The following is a 24,028-nucleotide window of genomic DNA, read 5'->3' as shown; positions in this document are numbered from 1 at the left end:
GTCTGAACTTATACTTGTAAGTTCAGACCTTTTTTACAATGGCGAGTACATATCGAATATTATACGTTTCTTCACCATTGTCGCATTTTCATTTGATAGATTAATTCCGTTCGTATCCTCTACGAGTACCACACGCACCAAATTCACAGCGTTGCGATTTGCTATAAAGATACTTTCTTGTTTATCTGCTTTGTGTAATTTTCGAATTGTGACTTGGATTACCTCTGAGTTATTTTTCCAGGGTCTATTCTTACAAGTGAACAACATTTATGACATGTACTTTTTACTTAACTGCAATAAATACCTAGCGATGCCGTTATCTTATAAACTTCATTGAAATTTTCACCTTCCATGAAGCCCTCCATGATTTCAGGTATTCCTTTTGCATACGCAACTAACATTTCGAATGCATCATCTTTCGTTATCTTGTGACGAGTCACACTACTGTTGTGATGTTCCATCGTTACATAATAGACCTTTTCTCCGCACTCCTCTTCTTCAATACATGTAAGAAACGATTTTATTTCAAATAGCTTGCGAGAACCTTTTTTCATTCTTCTTCTCCTTCATAACGGTCAAGAAAGTCCGATAATGCCAACGAAAGATGATCACTTTTATTAAACTTCAGCTTACTGGCAAAGACGGCTAGCCTGTCCCTATTGCTTTGTGAATCACTACTATCTTACGTGTCATATTTTCGTTCAGCAACTTAACAATACGCTTGTGCAATATATCTCGTTACAATTTCTTTTAGTGCTAAAATCTGTTCTGATTTGAATTGCATTTCACTCTTTAATTCTTTTCATAACGAAAAACCCCCTATACACGATTATTTCTAATCACATACAAGGGGTTTCTTTAGATTTACTATTAATTTTCAACACGTTCTTCACGCTATTATGTGCTATTTACTCAATACTTTTAAATAGAACACATCACAACAACAATACATAACGCGCCCAGAGGGATTCGAACCCCCGGCAGACGTGGTACCGGAAACCACCGCTCTATCCGACTGAGCTATGGGCGCATGATTATTACGATAATATCAACGGTTTGCCTCCGTCTTCTCCCGACTTGTTCTTACCGAAAGTTAAACGTAGGATACGAACACCAACACGTAGACGTTCGCTTCTTTACATATGGATATTATATCCTGACGCTAACCTAATACGCAAGCATAAAAACCTCTTCTACACTAGCTTTAGCGCGCAGTTTTCCTTCTTTCGTTCCCCCTTAATCTACTTAAATCGAAATAGAACGCATATAGTCTATAAAAAAAAGACAGGCGAAGTGATGCCCGCCCATCTCCGCACTATTTTATATATTTTGATCGCAGGCTAAATATATCTTCCCCTTCACGAATGCCTGCCGATCCCTTCCTCACATTTTTTACGACAGTCCAATTCGGGTTAGTTTCATCACCGATGTTCTGTACTGTAAAGTTGCCGTCACCATATTCTCGGTGACCTTCTGCCAATTTCTCCGTTAAATCATTCTCTTTTGATCTCACCATCTTTGCGCCATCTCCCTTTTTATACAACTCTCTTAAACTGTCCAACCGATTACACGTCCAGTCAATTGGAGATCCTCGTTTTCCGCTTCGATTAATTTTAACACACTGTCGGGGGTAAGTTCCGATAACGGCTGCCCAATCGCATTAGAAACGTTATTTTCTTTGATAGTAGAAACTCGGCGAGAATTGGGTAAAAGACAATTCGCTGGGCTGCGTCAGGACTTCGCGAGAGATCAACCCCCTGATTCAAAAATCAAAAATACTATCTCTAAAGGACTCCTGCGACGGCTCAGCGGGGTGGCTTGGAGGGTTCGGAAAATTTTCGTTTGGGTTGGCTTGTGGTGAATAGCGTATTCATTTTGATGAATGACGAATACAACATAAATGACTTTTGTTACTTTCGACTTTCTCTTCTAAACGTTGATTTAAAAGAATTCGCAAGACTTTCGATGAACAAAACAATTCGTAAATGTTTTATGCATTAAAAGAAACGTTGATTTAATAACGTTCTTCTTTCGTGAATGACTTCGATTGAACGAATAAGATAATGAAGATATTATTTTTTTAAAACTGAACACATCCTTTTTTTTACTATACAAGAAAATTTTATTTTAAATTGAAAATAACTACAATAATAGAAATATATATATTTTATCGATATGTTTTTTGTGAATAACCAGAAATTTAACCTCATGTAATTTTCAGTTACTTTTTAATCTTCAACAGGTAACATACCTACATCATGAATTACATATCATCCTCTTCCATCTTATAAAGCGCCACTATAACAAAGAATTCATTGACGCTTGAATCAAAGCTTCAACTTCAAAAACCTAAATTTTCCAATCATAAATTCACCCAAACCCACAAATTATAATCTTTGAATTGATATTCCAAAGGGGGCTTCATTCAATGACTGTAATTACAAAACTAAAGCAAACTGTTTCTGGATTAAAAAGTGCACAAGCTAGCTTAGAGGGATTCGCTCTTGATACGGATAACCAACAAGCTAAGCAACTTTTCCAAACAGCTGCGCAACAAACACAAACAATTATCGATTCTTTAAACCCGCGTGTTGAAGAAGTCCAGCAAGAAGAACCACAATACACACAGCAATAACCAAAAGTGCCATTTCATCTAATGGTACACAATTTGAGAAAAAGGATGATATGCAATCATCCTTTTTCTCTCACATTACATACTGCAATAGAAATGGAATGATTATAATGCGAAAACTTGGAATCATAACCGCGTTATTTATGCTCCTATTCGGTTCACTTACCGGATGTGATAATAGCCCGTTAGATAAAAAAGTAAAGAAAGAAGAAGCTAAGCGGGCAGATGAGAAAAAGGGCCCTAAATTAACAAAAATGAGTACAGAATCCTTTAATCAATCTATATCGCAAGACGCTAAGAAAAAAGCTCTTGCTATGGAGGGAATTATAGAAGCTACCGCAGTTAATACAAATTTAGATCTTTACATAGCCGTTAAACCTGAACATCACGAAAGATTTGGTTTAAAACCTTTACGAAGTAAATTAAAAAAGAAGCTAAGTGATGAAAACCCTACTTTCGATATTCGTGTAAGTACAGACAAAAAGATTTTTATGCTCATAGAAGAACTTGAAAACAAAATTAAGAACAAGAAAATAAGCAAGGATGGCATTAAAGATCAATTGAAACTCATTCAATCAGAAATGGGATCTAATATTTAAGTTTTCTAAAAGAGAAGGAAGGATTCAAATGTCTAGTAAAGATAAAAATTTAACACCTGTGCAACAAGAATATAAAAAATTCGAACAACAGCGCGAACCGAAGCGCCCCGTTTTAAAAAATTGTATGAAAGCTTTTTTCGTCGGGGGACTAATTTGTCTAATAGGCCAACTGATTTCCACCTTTTATATTACGTACTTTGATTTCACTGAAAGATCTGCCGGGAACCCTACCGTTGCAACTCTTATTTTTATCTCCATGCTACTGACGGGATTTGGCGTCTACGATCGCCTTGGGCAATTTGCTGGTGCTGGTACCGCCGTTCCCGTTACTGGATTTGGTAACTCTGTTATTGCCGCATGTATTGAACACCGTACAGAAGGATTCGTTCTCGGCGTTGGTGGTAACATGTTTAAACTAGCAGGATCGGTCATCTTATTTGGCGTATTTTCCGCTTTCGTCATCGCTCTTATTAAAACGATTCTCTTTCAATGGGGAGGGCTGTAAATGTTACAAGGACACCGAACATGGGTATTCGAAAACAAACCAGTTATCATCTCAACAGGTGTAGTCGGTGGCCCATTTGAGGCAAATGGAAAAATTCCTGAAGACTTCGATACCCTGCATGAAGATTTATGGCTCGGACAAGATTCTTACGAAAAGGCGCATAAAATTTTATTTGAAGAAGCTTGTAGCCGCGCTACCGAAAAGGCAAAGCTCCGTAAAGACGATATTCAATTCGTACTCGCAGGGGATTTAATTAACCAAATAACTCCAACGAGCTTTGCATGCCGCACACTCGGAACACCTTATCTCGGTTTATTCGGCGCCTGTTCTACCTCTATGGAAGGCTTAGCACTCGGTGCAAGTATCGTAAATGCAAAAGGTGCAAAGTATTTATTAACTGGGGCATCAAGTCATAACGCTGCGGTAGAAAAACAATTCCGCTATCCAACTGAATATGGTGGTCAAAAACCTCCTACGGCTCAGTGGACAGTGACCGGTGCAGGCGCGGCTATTTTAAGCGACACTGGATATGGTCCACAAGTAACATCGGCCACCATTGGACGAGTTATTGATATGGGACTAACAGATCCTTTTAATATGGGTGGTGCGATGGCCCCAGCTGCTGTCGATACGATTGAAGCTCATTTACGCGAACGACAAATTGACGCCTCTTATTACGACTTAATCGTAACAGGTGACCTTGGACATGTCGGTCGCGAAATCGCTTACGACCTACTACATAAACATGGAACAAAGGTAAAGAGCGAGCAATTTCAAGATTGCGGAATCATCATTTATAGAGAAGGTCAACCTGTCATAGCTGGTGGAAGTGGTCCAGGCTGTTCAGCAACAGTCGTATACGGACATTTATTAAACCGAATGAAAAGAGGAGAATTCAAAAAAATACTTGTCGTTGCGACAGGCGCTTTACTATCTCCACTTACATTCCAACAAGAAGAAACGATTCCGTGTATCGCTCACGCTGTTTCGATTGAATTTGGAGGTGCAACGCAATGATTTTTTTCTGGGCTTTCGTCATTGGTGGACTCATATGCGTAATCGGACAGCTTATGTTTGATGTCGGCAAACTAACCCCCGCTCATACGATGGCAACACTCGTTGTTGCTGGAGCTATATTAGATGGATTCAATCTGTATGAACCATTAATAGACTTTGCAGGCGCTGGCGCAACTGTACCTATTACAAGTTTCGGTAATGCCCTCGTTCATGGCGCGATGGAGGAAGCAGCCAAACATGGCATCGTCGGCGTTATTACCGGTATGTTTAAAGTAACGAGTGCTGGTGTATCAGCTGCCATTATTTTCGGCTTCATTGGAGCATTGCTATTCAAACCGAAAGGATAAGGTGTTCGTATGACAGTTATCGCTAGCGTTAAAACCTGCCTTGCCAGTGTAAGGGGCGCTCAAGCAAGTTTAAGCTCCCTTTCACTAAATTCACAGGACGCGGAATCAAAACGTGTATTTCATGAATGTATGTTAGAAATGGACAGCATCATCACCGATTTACAGAATAGAGTTTCAGTATTAGAACGTGAAGAACCTCAATATAAAGGGTTTTAAGTAGACTGGAGGAAATGACTATGTCTCACCTGCCGGAATGGACACTTGTCATTCTTCGCTCTGTATTCATATTAATTATTTTATTCGCTATTACGAAATGGTTAGGAAAAAGACAAATCTCTCAGCTCTCCTTTTTTGAATACATAGCCGGAATGACAATCGGTGACATCGCTGCCCAAGTATCTACAGGGCTTGATTCAAAATTTTTCCACGGCGTCTTTGCGATACTCATTTTCGCTGTGGTACCTTTTTTCACTGGAATCCTCTCTTTAAAGAACAAAACAGCTCGAGATTTTTTTGAAGGAAAATCTACCGTATTAATAAAAGATGGCAAAATACTTGAAGATAATTTAAAGAAAGAAAAGTATACAAGTGATGAATTACTTGAGCTTCTCAGAGGAAAAAATGCGTTCAGCGTAGCTGATGTTGAATTTGCTGTACTAGAACCGAGCGGTGAATTAAATGTATTATTAAAGAAAGATCGCCAACCACTTACAGCAAAAGATATCAGCTTAAAAGTGCCAAACGAAAAAGAACCGCAAACTGTTATTATGGATGGAAATGTACTAGATGAACCTCTTTCTGCTAGCGGACATAATCGCGCTTGGTTACATTCTGAGCTAGAAAAACTCGGTGTTGTCATTGAAAATGTCTTTCTTGGTCAAGTTGATTCATACGGACAACTTACTATCGACATCTATAATGATAAACTCCAAATGCCTTCTCCTCAAAACAAGCCTTTATTATTAGCATCCTTAAAGAAATGCAATGCTGATCTTGAATTATTCTCTTTAGAAACGAAATCAAAATCAGCGAGTGATATGTATAGTAAAAACGCAAAACAAATCGAGAAAATCTTAAATAAAGTAACCTATCTGTTAAAAGAATAAAAAATGAAAGAACGCTTCTATACAAAAGGCGTTCTTTTGCCTTTTCCACACCATTAATCACGTTTAAATTTATGTAATTCGGTTATGATGTTGAAGATACATAAGCAGGGAATTTTAAAAACATAGCGAATAAATCATGATACAACTACATATTTTTTGATTTAAAGTGGTTTCGTTTGACCTTCATTGACCATAATTGTATTATAAGACTAAGAAAGCTTTTAAAGGAGGAAATAACAGATGAATTTAATTCCTACAGTAATTGAACAAACAAATCGTGGAGAACGCGCTTACGATATTTACTCTCGACTATTAAAGGATCGCATCATTATGCTTGGTAGCGCAATTGATGACAACGTAGCAAACTCAATCGTTTCCCAGCTTTTATTCTTGGAATCTCAAGATCCAGAAAAAGATATTCACATCTATATCAACAGCCCTGGTGGTTCTATCACAGCTGGTATGGCAATTTACGATACAATGCAGTTTATTAAACCACAAGTATCAACAATCTGTATCGGTATGGCTGCATCTATGGGTGCATTCTTACTTGCAGCAGGTGAAAAAGGAAAACGTTATGCACTTCCAAACAGTGAAGTTATGATTCACCAACCACTTGGCGGAGCACAAGGTCAAGCGACTGAAATCGAAATCGCTGCAAAACGTATCCTATTCTTACGTGAAAAATTAAACCAAATTCTTGCTGACCGCACAGGTCAACCACTTGAAGTTCTACAACGCGACACAGACCGCGACAACTTCATGACAGCAGAAAGAGCTCTAGAATACGGCTTAATCGATAAGATCTTTACAAATCGTTAATACTTAAAAGCGGAAGCGGCTCGTTTAGAACAGGAGGAAGTTGGAACCCCTGATTCCGAGGCGCTTTTTGCCTCGAATGAAGGGGCGAAACGACCGACTGCTCTAGCCGCTGGAGCTGGATACAACTAAAAGCGGAAGCGCCCTACTACAGGGCGCTTTTTTATTATGTACAAGGGTAGCACATATCCCACCTAGTATCTAATCCAATATATCGGTGATTTTTCAATTTTATCGACCACAACTTATCGACTTACCGACAATTTCCGACAAGCGCGAACCAGCTATATACCCACCGATCATTCGTTACCACACCAACCACGCACCCCACAAACAGAAAAATAAAAAAAGCTATCGCACATTCGCGATAACCCTTTATTGTACATATGCAGTTAATGCTTCCAAAGCCTCTTCTGCATCTGAACCTTCTGTTGTGATTGTAATCATGCTACCAGTTCCGATTGCTAAGCTCATAATCCCCATTATGCTCTTTGCATTCACTGTCTTTCCATCTTTCTCGATGAAGATATCCGCATGAAAGCGATTTGCCTCTTGTACAAACAACGCAGCCGGACGTGCTTGTAAGCCGTTTTTTAATGCCACTTTAACCAATTTTTGAACCACAGCTCCATTTCCCCTTTAACCTTTTATTTTTTTGCTACTGTTTCCCCCGCGCGTAATTTCTCTGCAATTTCATCGATTTTACGCAAACGATGATTAATACCCGATTTACTAATTTTCCCCCCGGATACCATCTCACCTAACTCTTTCAATGTTACATCTTGATAATCTCTTCGTAACTGTGCAATTTCTCTTAATTTATCTGGCAAAATATCAAGCCCAACCGTCTCATCAATATAGCGGATGTTCTCAATTTGCCTTAGCGCTGCACCAATTGTTTTATTTAAATTAGCTGTTTCGCAGTTAACTAAACGATTTACTGAATTACGCATATCGCGAACAATTCGAATATCTTCAAATCTTAAAAGTGCATTATGAGCACCTATAATATTTAAAAACTCTGTAATTTTTTCAGCTTCTTTCAAATACGTAATGTACCCTTTTCTTCTTTCCAACGTCTTACTATTTAAATCAAATCCGTTCATCAGTTCACATATAGAATCATTATGTTCCTTATATAACGAAAAGATCTCTAAATGATAAGATGATGTTTCTGGGTTATTTACTGAACCACCTGCTAAAAATGCACCGCGTAAATACGATCGTTTACAACATTTCTTCTCGATTAATTCCTGCGATATATTTCGAATAAACGAAAAGTCATCTCGAACAATGTGAAGATCTGCTAATATTTCGCGAGACTTCTCAACAAGCCGCACGATATATACATTATTTTTCTTCAATCGCATTTTTTTACGAACAAGTAATTCTACCGTCACATCATATCCTTTTTTCAAAAGCGTATAAATCCTTCTTGCAATTGCTGCATTTTCCGTTTGAATATCGATAGATAGGCGACGGTTTGAAAAAGAAAGCGATCCGTTCATTCGAAGCAACGCCGATAATTCTGATTTCTCGCAGCATTCCTTCATTTCAAGGTTGGTCAACTCTTTCTTTGTTTCTGATGCAAATGACACAGTCAACACCTCCTTATACTATTACTTTGGAACAAAAATCTTGTCCTATATGAATGAGGAGCGTTACCTCAAATGAGGCAACGCACTTTTATAACAATGAATATAAAATAGAAGCTAACTTTAATGTATCATGTCTTACAACACGATCATCATATTTCGCTAATCGATCTTGAATGATTTCGATATTATGTTCAGCAAAACGATTTGTATCCAGTGCAACTGGTTCCGACATTTCTTCCTCATATAAATTACGTAATTCACGAGGAATATCACGATTATTTACAATCGCAGTGTCGATAAATGGTTTACCTAAATGATCATGTAACGCCTGCACATGATCAAACGCAGTATAACCCTTCGTTTCGCCCGCTTGCGTCATAACATTACATACATATACCTTCTTCGCTTTTGCAGCAAGAACAGCGTCTCCAATTTTGTTAACAACTAAATTCGGTAATATACTTGTGTACAGACTTCCTGGACCGAAAACAAGCAAATCAGCTCGTTTAATTTCCGTCAACGTTTCACATAACGGTTCTACATCTTCTGGAGTTAAAAAGACACGATTAATCTTCTTCCCGAAATGAGGAATCTTTGATTCACCTGTTACAATTTCTCCATCTTCTAATTCTGCATGAAGTACCGCACTTTGATTCGCTGCTGGTAATACACGTCCTCTGACATTTAATACTTTACTCGTTTCCGTAATCGCGTGGTAAAAGTCTCCTGTAATCGAAGTCATACCTGCCAACAATAAATTTCCTAACGCATGCCCTTTCAGTCCGTCTCCAGTTGTAAAACGGTGCTGAAATAAAGCCTCCACTAATGGTTCTACATCCGATAACGCAACAAGTACGTTACGAATATCACCTGGAGGTGGAATTTCTAGCTCATCACGTAGTCTACCTGAACTGCCTCCATCGTCGGCTACTGTTACAACTGCTGTAATATCAACAGGATATTGTTTTAATCCCCTTAATAAAACAGAAAGTCCAGTTCCACCTCCCATGATAACAATTTTAGGTTTTCTCTCTTTTTTCATCCCTTAATGGCCCTTTCTCTTCTCCACATCACGATGAGATACATGAACGCTATACTCTGGTTTCAAATGTTTCCCAAGGTACTCTGTAAGCGTAACAGAACGATGTTGCCCACCTGTACATCCAATCGCAATTACAAGTTGACTCTTACCTTCTCTTTTATAATGAGGCAGCATGAAAGTGATAAGATCCGTCAATTTCTCTAAAAACTTATGTGTTTCATTAAATTTCAACACATACGACGAAACTTCTTCATCCAGTCCTGTTAATGGCTTCATATGTGGAATATAATATGGATTTGGTAAAAAACGAACATCAAATACTAAATCAGCATCAATTGGAATTCCGTACTTAAATCCAAATGACATAACATTTACACGAAATGCTTGCTCAGTTTCTGTTGAGAATAAGTGAACAATTTTTTCTCGTAATTCTTTCGGTTTCAAATCAGATGTATCAAGCACAATATTCGCTCGTGCCTTCATATCAGTTAAGAGACCACGCTCAGCTTCAATTCCCTTTAACGGCAATCCAGTTGGCGCAAGTGGATGTGAACGTCTCGTTTCTTTATAACGAGTTACAAGTGTGCTATCTTTCGCATCTAAAAATAAAATATGAGGAATAATCCATGTGCGTTCTGATAAATCATCAAGCGCTCCCCATAAATATTCAAAAAACTCTCGGCCACGTAAATCAATACCGAGTGCCACTTTATTCATTTTACCTTTTGAATCTGCCATAAGTTCAATAAACTTCGGCAATAACATCGGTGGTAAATTATCTACACAAAAATATCCTAAATCTTCAAAACTTTGTAACGCTACCGTTTTTCCAGCTCCAGACATCCCTGTAATAATTACCATTTTTATATCATTATTCTCTGTCATCGTATCCTCTCCTTGCAGGTTTAACTCGGATCTAATCGATATGAAAGCAACTCAAAATCTGGGGTATATACAAATGTACCGTAGATTATACCATTCCCTTTAATTAAATAATCAATAATGTGATAATCTCCTGGTGCCATTGCTAAGTCATCAATTTTATCAAATGTATGCCAACCAATGATGCCTTCTTCGCTCTCTAATTTGTTTTCTCCTGCAAAATCTGTTGCTAAAAAGGAGAACATCATCCATTCAGAAACAACTTTATCACCTTCTTGGATGACAAAAGTGAAGACCCCTTTTAATGCTGGATTCTTTAAATAAATACCTGTTTCTTCACGATACTCGCGAACAACGGTATCTCTTACTGTCTCACCACGCTCCATTTTCCCGCCCGGTGCAACCCACCAATTCCGGCGAGGTTTTTGGAGTAAAAGTACTTCATTATCTCTAATTAACACACAGTTTGTCACTCTTTGCATGTTTCTTCACCTCAGCTACTTGCAGCAAAATTTCTCACTGCATACTCATTTCATTATACTATCAAAAACAGTTTGCTACAACGAAGGTGCCAGTCTCCTTTCGCTAAGCAATTGTAAAAATTCTTTCTACAACAAGCAATCAAAATACCTTACTTCCCATGAATAGCACATAAAAATCCCCTTAACGATTTTTATCGTTAAGGGGATTAAAACACTTATTTCTTACCGAAATAAGTAACAACCGCAAATCCTAAAATAAAAGTAATAATTGAACTTAAAATTGAAATTCCACCAGTCGGGATGCCAGGGAACACAATGACAATCGACCCGATAACGAGCCCAATAATTGCCGCAAATGTCATACTTTTATAACGATCTAACAAATAACTAATTCCTTTACTACTTACAACAAATCCGGCCATCACGCCGGCACCGATAACCACGATTAACGGTAAATTGAGTGTAGTTAAAGCGTTAATTGCTGTCGGATACACACCAATAATTAATAAAATAAACGATCCACTAATTCCAGGAAGAAGCATAGCCATACTAGCCATCCATCCTGCGAAAAATAAGCCAATTGCATTTAAAATTGTTAACGTCGTAATCGGATCAGCTGCCTTATCTGGTTTAAAGAATGCTGTTATTGCAACAAGAATTGCTGCAATTATTAATAAGGCAATATGACTACCTTTAAACGTTGCCTTTGCATCAGCTTCTCTCATTAACATCGGTAATATACTAATAATTAAACCGAGGAAGAAAAATTGAGTCGGTTCATAATGATTTGCTAATAAATATTTAATAACATGACTTAACGTTAGAAAAGCTGCCGCTACACCAGCTGCAAGTGGGATTAAAAACGCTAAATGTTTTTTCCATTCACGACTAAAGAATCCGCTAATTGCTGCGAGCAATTGTTCATAAATCCCCAACACAACAGCGATTGTTCCGCCGCTCACACCAGGAATTAAATCACTAACGCCCATACAAAATCCACGATATATATTACGCCATTCCATACTGAATAAATTCCTCATTTCTTATAGTGATTTTTTCCGTAAAGTCCAGTATATCAATAAGAAATCTTATAATCCTAATTGTTTTTGACAAAACTTTGACATTTTCAAAAAAAAAAGAAAGCTCCTATCGGTAGCTTTCTTCTCAAAAGGTATATTACCCCTTATTTCTCTGTTACAGTTTTTAATTCTTCTACTAACTCTTCTATATAATGCTGTGCACTCTGCGCTGCAATACTACCATCACCTGTTGCAGTTACAATTTGACGAAGCATTTTTTCACGAACATCACCAGCTGCGAAAATACCAGGAACTTTCGTTTCCATACGCTCGTTCGTTTCAACATAACCATTTTCATTTGTAATACCTAGCTCAACAAACGGTTTTGATAAAGGTAACATACCGATGTATATGAAAACGCCGTCAGTTTTAACTTCTTGTTCTTCTCCGCTGTTTACATCTACAAGTGTTACGCTTCCTACTTTACCATTTGCATCGTTAATTTCTTTTATAGTGTGATTCCAAATGAAATCTACTTTCTCATTTTGGAAAGCACGATCTTGTAAAATTTTCTGTGCACGAAGAGTGTCACGACGGTGAACGATCGTTACTTTTGATGCGAAGCGTGTTAAGAATACACCCTCTTCAACAGCAGAATCTCCGCCGCCAATAACAACAAGTTCTTTCCCTTTAAAGAATGCACCATCACATACTGCACAATATGATACACCGCGGCCGCCAAGTTCTGTTTCACCCGGCACACCAATTTTTTTATACTCTGCACCGCTTGCAACGATAATTGCACGTGCTTTATATTCTTTTTTACCAGCAATAATTGTTTTGTACTCTTTACCATCGATGATTGCTTTCACATCACCGTATGCATATTCAGCACCAAATTTCTTCGCATGCTCAAACATTTTATTTGATAAGTCTGGTCCTAAAATAGACTCATAACCTGGATAGTTCTCTACATCTTCTGTATTTGCCATTTGTCCACCTGGGATACCACGCTCAAGCATCAGTGTGCTTAAATTCGCACGAGATGTATATACCGCAGCTGTCATACCAGCTGGTCCTGCACCAATAATAATGACATCATAAATTTTTTCTTCTGACACACTATTCACTCCCATTCATTCATACACATTAAGTTACCCTCATTATACTGTTAGCATCATTTTTTTCCCAATGATTTGCCTACCCTACGTGTGCGTGCGCTTAACAGCCTGCACATACTTTCGTACAGTCGCTACAGATACATTATATACATCACCAAGCTCTGCCTGTGTCATCTTATTTCTTTGTTCGCCGCGCACAATGTATTCAATTGCCGCTGACCAACCGTACACATTTGTAAAAGTCGCTCCAGATGTATATAAACGTATGAACGTGCAAAACCAAAAATTTAAACACTCTTCGATTAATTCATCGTCTTTTTTCGTATAATTGTATAATGCATCCGCGATTCGTACGCACTGTTCAAATTGCTGTAAATCAGCTGGGATACTTTTATGACTATTAAGTAAAAAGAAATATTTTGCAAGTTGCGATACGATTGGAACACCATTTTTCGCTTGCGTTACATCAAAGAAGAATCCAACCTTCTCTGGTGTTGACAATTCATTCATTAAATATAAAGCTAGCATTTTCTCTTCTAGCGTCGTACTTTGCTGAAATGATTTTCGTAACTCTTCAAATAAAAGATTTTGTCCTTCATCTGCTAAATTCAGTGCATTCCACGGTTCTTTTCCTTTTTTATCAGGATGCAATTCTACAACATGTTGCCACATTTTTTCAGCTACTTGCTGTTCCTTCACCATATACGCAGAGTATGCAAACCAGTAATAAAAACTGACGTCTCCTTCATACCCTTGACGCTTTAATACTTTGAACCATTTATATGCAGGTTCAAAATGACCAATTGTTGCAAGCGTTGTTCCAAGTTTCAAACGATGCTCAAATGAAATTGGATATACCGAAACTAACTGCCCCGCTAATGACTCTACTTGCTTATGCTCTCCAATTGAATATAGAAAAATAAGCGTATTACAAAGCGCATGCATATTACCAGGATTTTTCTCTAAAATCATTTCTGTTAACTTAAGCGCTTGATCTACATTACCTGATTGAAAATGTGCAATCGCTAAATTATTATGTCCTGACCAAAATTCTGGATATTCTTTCGTAACAACTTCTAGTGTAGCAATCGCCTCTTCTAATTGTCCGTTACGAATGTAGCGGTTCGCTTCTTCTTGCATAACAATTAGCTCATCTTCATCCTCAATCTCTTCCGCACCCATTGCATCTTCTTCCATAATCTCAAGCAATTCTAATGTATCTTTTACAAATTCCTTCTCTTCCGCAACTTCTAAATATCGCTCTGCATACTTCTTCGCCTGTTGAAACAAGCCCATATATGCATAATTATTTGAAATAAAATAATAGCATTGCTCAAGTTCAGGATTGGATCTAACAAGCTTTAGAAATATCTGATTCGACTCTTGATATTCACCAGATTCAGATAATGCTATTGCTAGTTGGCATAAAATAAACGGCTCCTTCTCGCTTTGTGCTGCTCTTCGAAAATATTTAATTGCATCTTGCAATTTTTGCCCTTTATAAGCCCTCATCCCTTTTTTATAAAAGAAGTCCGCTAACTGATTAAAAGAGATAACTTGTCCGTTCTCCTTATATATTCTTTGATTTTTCCCCATATATCCTCCAGTTTTTTGTTTTCTTCGTTCACACATTCTTCTATCTATAAGTATAAACGATTCCGTAAAAAACAAAACAGTATATTATAATCAATTATTTCCTTTTTATTCATAAAAAGAGAAGGGAAATGTTACATTTTTAACATCAACCTTCTCTAGTGGCCATTTCCTCTTTCGTATAAATAATACGCATCGGATTTCCGCCTACGAAAGCGCCGCCTGGTACATCTTTATGGACAAGTGTGCCTGCAGAAACGATAGCTCCATCTCCAATTGTCACACCTGGTAAAATTGTCGTATTCGCTCCAATCATAACTTCATTCCCTATGACGATTTCTCCGAGTCGATACTCACGAATTAAATATTCATGCGCTAAAAGCGTTGTATTATAGCCGATAATTGAATTGTCTCCCACAGTAATCTTTTCTGGAAACATAATATCTGGCATTACCATAAGTGCAAACGACGTTTTCTTTCCTACTTCCATCCGTAAAAACGTGCGATATAACCAATTCTTTACGGATAAAAATGGCGTGTAACGTGCGATTTGGATGATAATAAAGTTTTTCATTACCTTCCAAAAAGAAACTGTTTTATACACATTCCACAATGAATTTTCTCCTGAAACAAGATAGCGCGTTGTCCGTCGCACTGAACTCTCTCCTCTACTTATATAAAGTGACACTTTAACCGGCAGGAATCTTACTACCCGTTAATGCGGGACAAAATCGGTAGTAAATCACTCATTTTATCTAGCACATAATCTGGTTTATACGCTTCTAAATACGCTCTACCTTTCAATGTCCATGAAACCGCTACTGTTTTCGTACCTGCATTTTGTCCACCGACGATATCATGATGATTATCACCAACCATCAATGTTTCTTCTGGCTTTGCATCTAATAATTCGAGTGCTTTTTGAAGTGGTTCTGGATGTGGTTTCACATGTTCCACATCATCAATCGTCACGACAACATCAAAAAACTGATCCAGTTTCGAAAGCTTTAATCCCATTTCAACCGTCTGTCTCGCTTTCGTTGTAACGATGCCGATCTTATAACCTTGCTTCTTCAATTCTTGAACCGTTTCATATACAGTTTCATACTCTTCCACTAATTCATCATGATGCTCATGATTAAATTGACGATAACATGTAATCATCTCTTCAACCTTACTTGCATCAATCTTACTAAAAGTATCATGCAAAGATGGACCGATAAATGGCAATACATCTTCACGCTTATACTGATTAGAATAATAGTGATTTAACGTATGTAAAAAAGAAGAGATAATAAGTTCATTTGTATTAATTAACGTTCCATCTAAATCAAATAACACTGTATTTATTTTCATCGTCCTTAATCCTTTCATTACCTGAATATGAAAGAAGCAGCATCTTATATAAGATGCTACTTTTCTCTAATTTTCTAAATATCTTTTATCAGCTTGCCCCATTTTTCGTCTCACAATAATGAAAATGATAGAAATAACAACAATTCCAATAGACATTACTTGTGCAATACGAAGTGGTCCTAGCATTAAACTATCTGTACGCAAACCTTCTACGAAGAAGCGTCCCACTGAATACCAAATTAAATATGTGAAGAATAATTCACCACGGCGTAAATTCACTTTTCGTAACGCGAGTAGTAAAATAACGCCTGCAAAGTTCCATAATGATTCATATAAAAACGTTGGGTGATAATACACACCATCAATGTACATTTGATTAATAATGAAATCCGGTAAATGAAGACCTTCTAAAAACTGTCTCGTCACTTCATCACCATGCGCCTCTTGGTTCATAAAGTTTCCCCATCGGCCAATTGCTTGTCCTAGTAAAATACTCGGCGCAGCAATATCCGCTAACTTCCAGAATGAAAGCCCGCGTCGTTTCGCAAAAAGGATTCCTGTAATAACAGCCCCGATTAAACCACCATGAATCGCCAAACCACCTTGACGAATATTAATAATTTGACTCGGATTTTGCGAATAATATTCCCATTCAAAAACGACATAATACATTCTCGCAAAAAGAATGGCAATTGGTACTGCGATTAATACAAGGTCGATAAATGTATCTTTGTGAATACCAAGCCTTTCTCCCTCGCGAGTTGCTAGCCAAAGACCTAATAGCACACCTGTACCGATAATAACCCCATACCAATAAACAGGGAACGGCCCAAGTTGGACTGCTATACGGTCAAGCTGTGGTACAGAACCTAACAGCATATATATGACCTCCCTCTCCAGAGTCTACTCTTGATTTCCTAACTCAATCGCACTCATTAATCGTTCAGAGAACTGTTGTGCCGCATTGACTCCCATACGTTTTAATCTGAAGTTCATCGCTGCTACTTCAATAATAACAGCCAAGTTTCGACCAGGACGAACTGGAAGTGTAATCTTCGTAAGTTCTGTATCAATAATCTTCATCTTCTCTTCATCAAGACCTAAGCGATCATAATTTTTCTTTTGATCCCAAATTTCAAGATTAATAACAAGTGTAATACGTTTATAATTTCGTACTGCCCCTGCACCGAATAACGTCATTACGTTAATGATACCTAGACCACGAATTTCTAATAAGTGCTCAATTAAATCAGGTGAGCTCCCTACTAATGTATCTTCATCTTCTTGACGAATTTCTACGCTATCATCCGCAACAAGGCGGTGACCACGCTTTACAAGTTCAAGCGCTGTCTCACTTTTCCCGACACCACTTTGACCTGTAATTAAAACACCAACACCATAAATATCTACTAACACACCATGAACAGCTGTTGTTGGCGCTAACTTACCTTCTAAATAGTTTGTTAAACGACTTGATAATCTCGTCGTCGTTTGAGCAGAACGTAATAAAGGCACGCCTGATTCACGTGATGCTTGTAATAACTCATCCGGTACATCTTGATTACGAGTTACAATAATACAAGGCGTCTCCTCAGTACAAAGCGCTTTCATTCTCTCTTGCTTTTGCTCTGTCGTTAACGTATCAAAGAACGTAAGCTCCGTTTTTCCAAGAAGCTGCACGCGATCAGCTGGATAATATGTAAAAAATCCTGCCATTTCAATTCCAGGTCGCGATAAATCACTCGTATCAATCGGACGATGAATCCCTTCTTCACCACTTACTAACTCCAATTGAAATTGTTCAATTAAATCTTTTGTCCTTACTTTCGGCATATGTATAAACCTCCACTCCGCTGCGGGTTCAGTCTCATTTGATGTAAAATTCCATTCTATCGGATATTGTACCATTTTTTTCTGGAAACAAGAAACTCGGTTTCTAATAAATAGAAAAAAACATTTCATATGAATCATGAAATGTTTTTCTTTTTGTCATTTTCTCTTTTTTTCATGTAATGGTTCAACAATTACTTTTTCAATTATCATATTAAAAATAGAAATACAAATTGCCGCAACAATCGCTACACCAAATCCAGATATATTAAAGGCGTCTCCTAATAACGAATCCGTCATCTTTAACGTAATCGCATTAATAACAATTAAGAAGAAACCGAAAGTTACAAGAGTAATCGGTAGCGTAATTAAGATTAAAAGCGGCTTTACAAATACGTTTAAAATCGCCAATATAATACTCGCAATAATTGCAGTTTGTATATTTGCTATGTAAAATGCGTCTGGTGCAACCCCTTTTAAAAGTCCGGATACAGCGATTAACACAACGCTATTTACAAGAAGTGATACAATCCATCTCATTTCCTTACACATCCTTTTAACATATATATTTCATCATACGCTAATAGACAATAAACGCAAGTATCATACAAATACTTATACCAACTTATTCTATTCTTTACGCTTGTATACCTACTAACATTTCCTAGTAAAATAAGGACCACACCATCTATGTTCGTGCGTTTTCACAAAGGTCCAAGTAAAGTCTTTGTCTACAATATATATATCACCTTTATACGCATCGTCTGTCTCCCGTAATATATCCTCCATATGTAATAAACTTGCATCCTTTATTAGCAGTGCATCATCACAATGTTGATAGAATATGTAACAATCCTTTTTCACTTCATTATGAAACGCTCTCTCTGCTGCTTCACCTTCTAAACATTTCTTCTTTTCATAACTAAATATGTGCCACAAATAACCACAGCTATATTTATCCCCGTACAAATGAATCTCTTCTTTCTCTTCATAACTCAAATGATTCGCAAAGTTATCCTCCCAGCGTTTTCTAAAGTATATTCCCCACTTTTGAAACTCTCTCACCTTCATATTTTTCTTTCTCAAAACATCTAAAAACTCCATTTTATCCCCCTATGAAATAAAAACCGAGTGTACTTCCCACTCGGTTTTCATAAATAAACTTATTGCGATAACTCTACTTCTTTTATTTTCTCTTTCATTCTTGCTTTATCACGATCTAAAATCTCTTTTAAATACTTACCTGTATAAGAGCGCTCTTCTTTCACTACTTGTTCTGGCGTTCCGGAAGCAACGATTTGTCCGCCTTTGTCTCCGCCTTCTGGTCCAAGGTCAATAATATAATCAGCTGTTTTAATAACATCTAAATTATGCTCAATTACAAGTACCGTCTCACCACTCTCAACAAGACGTTGCAACACTTCTAGAAGGCGTGCAATATCATGTGCATGTAAGCCAGTCGTTGGCTCATCTAAAATGTATAACGTACGCCCTGTAGAACGACGATGTAATTCAGAAGCTAATTTCACACGCTGCGCCTCACCACCTGATAACGTCGTAGCTGGTTGTCCTAATTTCATATAACCAAGCCCTACATCTACAAGAGTTTGAAGTTTACGCTTAATTTTCGGGATATTAGCAAAGAACTCTACCCCATCTTCAATTGTCATCCCTAACACTTCAGAAATATTCTTATCTTTATATTTCACTTCTAACGTTTCACGGTTGTAACGTTTACCGTGACAAACTTCACATGGAACATACACGTCTGGTAAGAAATGCATTTCGATTTTAATAATTCCATCACCGCGGCACGCTTCACAACGGCCGCCTTTTACGTTAAAGCTGAAACGTCCTTTTTGATACCCACGTACTTTCGCTTCATTCGTGTGCGCAAATACATCACGAATATCATCAAATACGCCAGTGTATGTCGCCGGATTTGAACGTGGTGTACGCCCGATTGGTGATTGATCAATATCAATAACTTTATCTAACTGCTCAAGACCTTTAATTTCTTTATGAGCCCCTGGCTTTGCTTTCGCTTTATATAGCTTTTGAGCTAATGATTTGTATAGTACTTCATTAATTATCGTACTTTTTCCAGAGCCAGATACGCCTGTTACTGCTACAAATGTTCCTAGAGGGAATGACATTTTCGCATTCTTTAAGTTATTTTCTTTCGCACCGACAATCTCCACTTTACGTCCGTCACCTTTACGTCTTTCAAGTGGTACCGGAATAAACTCTTTACCGCTTAAATATTTCCCAGTTAATGAATTCTCGTCTTGCATAACTTCAGCTGGTGTACCTGCTGATACAACTTGACCACCATGAATACCTGCACCAGGTCCGATATCAAGTAAATAATCAGCAGCCATCATCGTATCTTCATCATGCTCAACAACAATTAACGTATTTCCTAAATCACGCATTTCCTGCAATGTACGAATAAGACGATCATTATCACGCTGATGCAAACCAATAGAAGGCTCATCAAGAATGTAAAGTACGCCAGTAAGGCGAGAACCAATTTGTGTCGCTAAACGAATACGCTGCGCCTCACCACCTGATAAAGTTCCTGCGGCACGACTTAACGTTAAATAATCTAAACCGACGTTCACTAAGAACCCAACACGTTCCTGAATTTCTCTTAAAATTAAATGAGCAATTTTTTGTTGTTTCTCCGTTAACTCAACAGTTGAGAAGAACTCCTGTACTTCTTGAACAGAATATTTCGTTACATCGGCTATCGTTTTATCACCAACGAACACAGCTAAACTCTCAGGCTTTAAGCGTCCACCTTTACACTTCGGACAAGCTTGCTCTGCCATATATTTCTCCATTTGCTCACGAATATAATCAGAACTCGTCTCACGATAACGACGCTCAATATTCGGAATAACACCTTCAAATAAAATCTCATTTTCCTTTACTTGACCAAATTCATTCACATAGCGGAAATAAAGCTTCTCTTCCCCGCTTCCGTACAGCACTTTATCAAATAAATCCTTCGGTATATCTTTCACCGGCATATCCATATCGATGCCGTAATGATTACACACAGATTTTAATAATTGCGGGTAATATTGTGAACTTGTCGGTTCCCAAGGAGCAATCGCATGTTCATTTAATGATACATCCCAGTTCGGAATAACAAGTTCTAAATCTACCTCTAACTTCGATCCAAGTCCATCACAAGAAGGACACGCGCCGAACGGACTATTAAACGAGAACATACGCGGCTCTAATTCTCCGATTGAAAAACCACAATGTGGGCAAGCATGATGTTCACTAAATAGAAGTTCTTCCTCTCCCATTACATCGATTAAAACTCGGCCCCCGCCAAGCTTTAAAGCACTTTCTAGTGAATCTGCAAGTCGGCTTGCAATTCCTTCTTTCACAACAATACGGTCAATAACAACTTCAATTGAATGCTTCTTATTTTTTTCTAAAGTAATCTCTTCAGATACATCCAGCATCTCTCCATCAACGCGCACACGAACATAACCTTGCTTCTTAATATCTTCTAATACTTTCGCATGCGCACCTTTACGCCCAGACACGATAGGCGCTAATACTTGCAACTTCGTACGTTCAGGATATTCAAGAACACGGTCTACCATCTGTTCCACTGTTTGTGATGTAATTTCAATTCCATGATTCGGACAAATAGGCGTACCAATTCGTGCGAATAATAAACGTAAATAATCATAAATCTCCGTTACCGTTCCAACCGTTGAACGAGGATTACGACTCGTCGTTTTTTGATCAATTGAAATCGCTGGAGATAAACCTTCAATCATATCAACATCCGGCTTATCCATTTGCCCTAAAAACTGGCGCGCATACGCAGATAAAGATTCCACGTATCTACGCTGTCCCTCTGCATAAATCGTATCGAATGCTAACGATGATTTCCCCGAACCAGACAATCCCGTCACAACAACAAGCTGATTTCTCGGAATGGTTACGTCAATATTTTTTAAATTATGCGCTCTAGCACCTTTTACAACAATAAAATCTTTACTCACTCTTTTCACCCTTCCGCTTTTAATTCTAATAGTAAATCTCTTAATTCAGCTGCACGCTCGAAATCTAATGCCTTTGCTGCTTCTTTCATCTCTGCTTCCATCTTCGCAATTGTATTTTCACGTTCTTTTTTCGTCATCTTCTTAGCTGGTGTTGCTTCATATATTTCCGTATCCTCAGCTGCTGTTGTCGCACGAATAACGTCACGTACTCCTTTTTGAATCGTTTTCGGCGTAATACCATGCTTTTCATTGTAAGCTTCTTGTATACTACGACGACGCTGTGTTTCTTCAATTGCAATTCCCATTGATCTCGTTATGCGATCTGCGTACATAATAACGCGGCCGTTTGCATTACGCGCCGCACGACCAATTGTTTGAATTAATGAACGCTCTGAACGTAGGAACCCTTCCTTATCAGCATCTAAAATAGCTACAAGTGATACTTCTGGAATATCTAATCCTTCTCGTAATAAGTTAATACCGACAAGTACATCAAACTTACCAAGGCGAAGATCACGGATAATTTCAATACGCTCTAATGTTTTAATTTCAGAGTGAAGATAATTCACTTTAATTCCTACATCTTTTAAATAGTCCGTTAAATCCTCTGACATTTTCTTCGTTAAAGTCGTAATTAATACACGTTCATTTTTCGCAATCCGGTCATGGATTTCTCCTAATAAATCATCTATTTGTCCTTCAATTGGTCGTATATCAATTGGTGGATCTAAAAGCCCTGTTGGACGAATAATTTGTTCTATTGCTTTCGGTGACTGCTCTAACTCGTATGGTCCTGGCGTTGCCGAAACGTAAATAACTTGATTCGTTTTCTCTTCAAACTCATCAAACGTGAGCGGTCTATTATCTAAAGCTGATGGCAGACGGAATCCATGATCAACAAGCACTTGCTTACGTGCTTGGTCCCCGTTATACATCGCTCTTACTTGCGGAACCGATACGTGCGACTCATCCATAACGATTAAGAAATCCTCTGGAAAATAATCTAAAAGCGTATACGGCGTTGAACCTGCTGGACGAAGTGTTAAATGACGGGAATAGTTTTCAATCCCTGAACAAAAGCCCATCTCGCGCATCATTTCTAAATCATAACGCGTTCGCTGTTCTATGCGCTGCGCCTCTAACAACTTACCATTATCATTTAATTCTTTTAAACGCTCTTCTAATTCTTTTTCGATATTTTCAATAGCGACCTTCAGCTTTTCTTCACGTGTAACGAAGTGAGATGCCGGGAAGATTGCTACATGATCACGTTCTGCTAATACTTCACCCGTTAATGCATTTACTTCTCGAATACGATCTATTTCATCCCCAAAAAATTCAATTCGAATACAATGCTCATCAAGTGATGCGGGGAAGATTTCAACTACATCTCCGCGCACACGGAATGTACCACGCTTAAAATCAATATCATTACGTCCATACTGTACATCAACAAGTTCACGAAGCAATTGATTGCGGTCCTTTTCCATACCAACTCGAAGCGAAACAACTAACTCGCGGTATTCTTCCGGAGAACCTAAACCGTATATGCACGAAACACTCGCAACGATAATAACATCATCTCTTTCAAATAAAGAAGACGTTGCCGAGTGGCGTAATTTATCAATTTCATCGTTAATTTGCGCATCTTTTTCAATAAACGTATCCGTATGTGGTACGTACGCTTCCGGCTGATAATAATCGTAATAACTAACAAAATACTCCACAGAATTGTTAGGAAAGAAATCTTTCAGCTCACTATATAACTGTCCTGCTAACGTTTTATTATGAGCCATTACAAGTGTTGGCTTCTGCACTTCTTTAATGACATTTGAAATCGTAAATGTCTTACCCGTTCCTGTCGCTCCAAGCAACACTTGCTTTTTCTTCCCACTATTAATTCCCTCTACAAGCTTCTCTATCGCTCCCGGCTGATCACCTTGCGGGGAATACTCTGAGATAATTTCAAATGGATGTTCCAACTAAAAACCGACCTCCTCATAAAAATCTGTATTATTATTTTACCACGAATGCCCATAAAAAACC

At 38.0% G+C, this 24,028-nt stretch carries 26 protein-coding genes and 1 tRNA gene; 8 read left to right on the top strand and 19 right to left on the bottom strand.

Annotation, left to right across the window (positions count from 1 at the left end; genetic code table 11):
- Positions 1–287 precede the first annotated feature (287 nt).
- From ABH957_RS10950 to ABH957_RS10940, 3 genes are all read right to left on the bottom strand, one after another.
- On the bottom strand, positions 288–554 hold the full coding sequence (locus ABH957_RS10950) for a hypothetical protein (protein ID WP_404511186.1): 267 nt from the start codon (positions 552–554) through the stop codon (positions 288–290).
- A 400-nt stretch (positions 555–954) separates the two neighbouring features.
- Positions 955–1,030, bottom strand: a tRNA-Arg gene (locus ABH957_RS10945).
- Between the two features lie 285 nt (positions 1,031–1,315).
- Complete coding sequence (locus ABH957_RS10940; protein WP_002129884.1) at positions 1,316–1,516, bottom strand: hypothetical protein; 201 nt, start codon at positions 1,514–1,516, stop codon at positions 1,316–1,318.
- Positions 1,517–2,428: 912 nt separating this feature from the next.
- Here ABH957_RS10940 and ABH957_RS10935 point away from each other — a divergent pair.
- From ABH957_RS10935 to clpP, 8 genes are all read left to right on the top strand, one after another.
- A complete protein-coding gene (locus tag ABH957_RS10935) occupies positions 2,429–2,635 on the top strand; it encodes a DUF1657 domain-containing protein (RefSeq protein WP_000216167.1) in 207 nt (68 codons plus the stop codon).
- 107 nt (positions 2,636–2,742) lie between these two features.
- Positions 2,743–3,231: a YhcN/YlaJ family sporulation lipoprotein gene (locus tag ABH957_RS10930; RefSeq protein WP_003192317.1), complete on the top strand. Its 489-nt coding sequence runs from the start codon at positions 2,743–2,745 to the stop codon at positions 3,229–3,231.
- 28 nt (positions 3,232–3,259) lie between these two features.
- Complete coding sequence (gene spoVAC, locus ABH957_RS10925) at positions 3,260–3,736, top strand: stage V sporulation protein AC (RefSeq protein WP_002129887.1); 477 nt, start codon at positions 3,260–3,262, stop codon at positions 3,734–3,736.
- Complete coding sequence (gene spoVAD / locus ABH957_RS10920) at positions 3,737–4,753, top strand: stage V sporulation protein AD (protein WP_000938981.1); 1,017 nt, start codon at positions 3,737–3,739, stop codon at positions 4,751–4,753.
- Positions 4,750–5,100, top strand: coding sequence for a stage V sporulation protein AE (gene spoVAE / locus ABH957_RS10915; protein ID WP_000575919.1), 351 nt, complete (start codon positions 4,750–4,752; stop codon positions 5,098–5,100). Before spoVAD ends, spoVAE begins: the two co-directional genes overlap by 4 nt.
- A 9-nt stretch (positions 5,101–5,109) precedes the next feature.
- A complete protein-coding gene (locus ABH957_RS10910; protein ID WP_002034728.1) occupies positions 5,110–5,316 on the top strand; it encodes a DUF1657 domain-containing protein in 207 nt (68 codons plus the stop codon).
- Positions 5,317–5,336: 20 nt separating this feature from the next.
- Positions 5,337–6,206, top strand: a complete 870-nt coding sequence (locus tag ABH957_RS10905; RefSeq protein ID WP_002016080.1) for a DUF421 domain-containing protein — start codon at positions 5,337–5,339, stop codon at positions 6,204–6,206.
- Between the two features lie 240 nt (positions 6,207–6,446).
- Positions 6,447–7,028, top strand: coding sequence for an ATP-dependent Clp endopeptidase proteolytic subunit ClpP (gene clpP / locus ABH957_RS10900; protein WP_001049163.1), 582 nt, complete (start codon positions 6,447–6,449; stop codon positions 7,026–7,028).
- 372 nt (positions 7,029–7,400) lie between these two features.
- Here clpP and ABH957_RS10895 read toward each other — a convergent pair whose 3' ends face one another.
- The 16 genes from ABH957_RS10895 to uvrB form a co-directional block, all read right to left on the bottom strand.
- The gene (locus ABH957_RS10895; RefSeq protein WP_002016081.1) at positions 7,401–7,649 is read right to left on the bottom strand and encodes an HPr family phosphocarrier protein; all 249 of its coding nucleotides are present in this window, start codon (positions 7,647–7,649) and stop codon (positions 7,401–7,403) included.
- A 23-nt stretch (positions 7,650–7,672) separates the two neighbouring features.
- On the bottom strand, positions 7,673–8,623 hold the full coding sequence (gene whiA / locus ABH957_RS10890) for a DNA-binding protein WhiA (RefSeq protein WP_002016082.1): 951 nt from the start codon (positions 8,621–8,623) through the stop codon (positions 7,673–7,675).
- Positions 8,624–8,711: 88 nt separating this feature from the next.
- Positions 8,712–9,665 (bottom strand): gluconeogenesis factor YvcK family protein, encoded by a 954-nt coding sequence (locus ABH957_RS10885; protein ID WP_404454585.1) that lies wholly within the window; start codon positions 9,663–9,665, stop codon positions 8,712–8,714.
- 3 nt (positions 9,666–9,668) lie between these two features.
- On the bottom strand, positions 9,669–10,550 hold the full coding sequence (gene rapZ, locus ABH957_RS10880; protein WP_002016084.1) for an RNase adapter RapZ: 882 nt from the start codon (positions 10,548–10,550) through the stop codon (positions 9,669–9,671).
- A 20-nt stretch (positions 10,551–10,570) separates the two neighbouring features.
- On the bottom strand, positions 10,571–11,029 hold the full coding sequence (locus ABH957_RS10875) for an NUDIX hydrolase (protein ID WP_002124062.1): 459 nt from the start codon (positions 11,027–11,029) through the stop codon (positions 10,571–10,573).
- Positions 11,030–11,244: 215 nt separating this feature from the next.
- Positions 11,245–12,051, bottom strand: a complete 807-nt coding sequence (locus tag ABH957_RS10870) for a DUF368 domain-containing protein (protein WP_151305031.1) — start codon at positions 12,049–12,051, stop codon at positions 11,245–11,247.
- A gap of 161 nt (positions 12,052–12,212) precedes the next feature.
- Entirely contained in the window at positions 12,213–13,169 is a 957-nt protein-coding gene (trxB, locus tag ABH957_RS10865; protein WP_002089563.1) for a thioredoxin-disulfide reductase, read from the bottom strand.
- An 84-nt stretch (positions 13,170–13,253) separates the two neighbouring features.
- Positions 13,254–14,765 (bottom strand): tetratricopeptide repeat protein, encoded by a 1,512-nt coding sequence (locus ABH957_RS10860; protein WP_113936266.1) that lies wholly within the window; start codon positions 14,763–14,765, stop codon positions 13,254–13,256.
- Positions 14,766–14,910: 145 nt separating this feature from the next.
- Positions 14,911–15,417 carry an acyltransferase gene (locus tag ABH957_RS10855; protein WP_404442095.1) on the bottom strand — a complete coding sequence of 169 codons (507 nt, stop codon included), beginning with the start codon at positions 15,415–15,417 and terminating at the stop codon, positions 14,911–14,913.
- A gap of 53 nt (positions 15,418–15,470) precedes the next feature.
- Complete coding sequence (ppaX, locus tag ABH957_RS10850; RefSeq protein WP_002112826.1) at positions 15,471–16,118, bottom strand: pyrophosphatase PpaX; 648 nt, start codon at positions 16,116–16,118, stop codon at positions 15,471–15,473.
- Positions 16,119–16,184: 66 nt separating this feature from the next.
- A complete protein-coding gene (lgt, locus tag ABH957_RS10845; RefSeq protein WP_002016090.1) occupies positions 16,185–16,997 on the bottom strand; it encodes a prolipoprotein diacylglyceryl transferase in 813 nt (270 codons plus the stop codon).
- Positions 16,998–17,021: 24 nt separating this feature from the next.
- The gene (hprK, locus tag ABH957_RS10840; RefSeq protein ID WP_002016091.1) at positions 17,022–17,951 is read right to left on the bottom strand and encodes an HPr(Ser) kinase/phosphatase; all 930 of its coding nucleotides are present in this window, start codon (positions 17,949–17,951) and stop codon (positions 17,022–17,024) included.
- Positions 17,952–18,107: 156 nt separating this feature from the next.
- Entirely contained in the window at positions 18,108–18,488 is a 381-nt protein-coding gene (locus ABH957_RS10835; protein WP_002089574.1) for a phage holin family protein, read from the bottom strand.
- A gap of 114 nt (positions 18,489–18,602) precedes the next feature.
- Positions 18,603–19,052 (bottom strand): DUF4275 family protein, encoded by a 450-nt coding sequence (locus tag ABH957_RS10830; protein WP_404454589.1) that lies wholly within the window; start codon positions 19,050–19,052, stop codon positions 18,603–18,605.
- Between the two features lie 59 nt (positions 19,053–19,111).
- Positions 19,112–21,982 (bottom strand): excinuclease ABC subunit UvrA, encoded by a 2,871-nt coding sequence (uvrA, locus tag ABH957_RS10825; RefSeq protein WP_002016096.1) that lies wholly within the window; start codon positions 21,980–21,982, stop codon positions 19,112–19,114.
- Positions 21,983–21,987: 5 nt separating this feature from the next.
- Entirely contained in the window at positions 21,988–23,964 is a 1,977-nt protein-coding gene (gene uvrB, locus ABH957_RS10820) for an excinuclease ABC subunit B (RefSeq protein ID WP_002016097.1), read from the bottom strand.
- Positions 23,965–24,028: the final 64 nt, after the last annotated feature.

Source organism: Bacillus sp. RC242 (assembly GCF_044908245.1).
GTDB classification, from domain to species: domain Bacteria; phylum Bacillota; class Bacilli; order Bacillales; family Bacillaceae_G; genus Bacillus_A; species Bacillus_A mycoides.
Note: the sequence above shows the minus strand (reverse complement) of the source record. Positions and strands in the feature narration are given on the sequence as shown.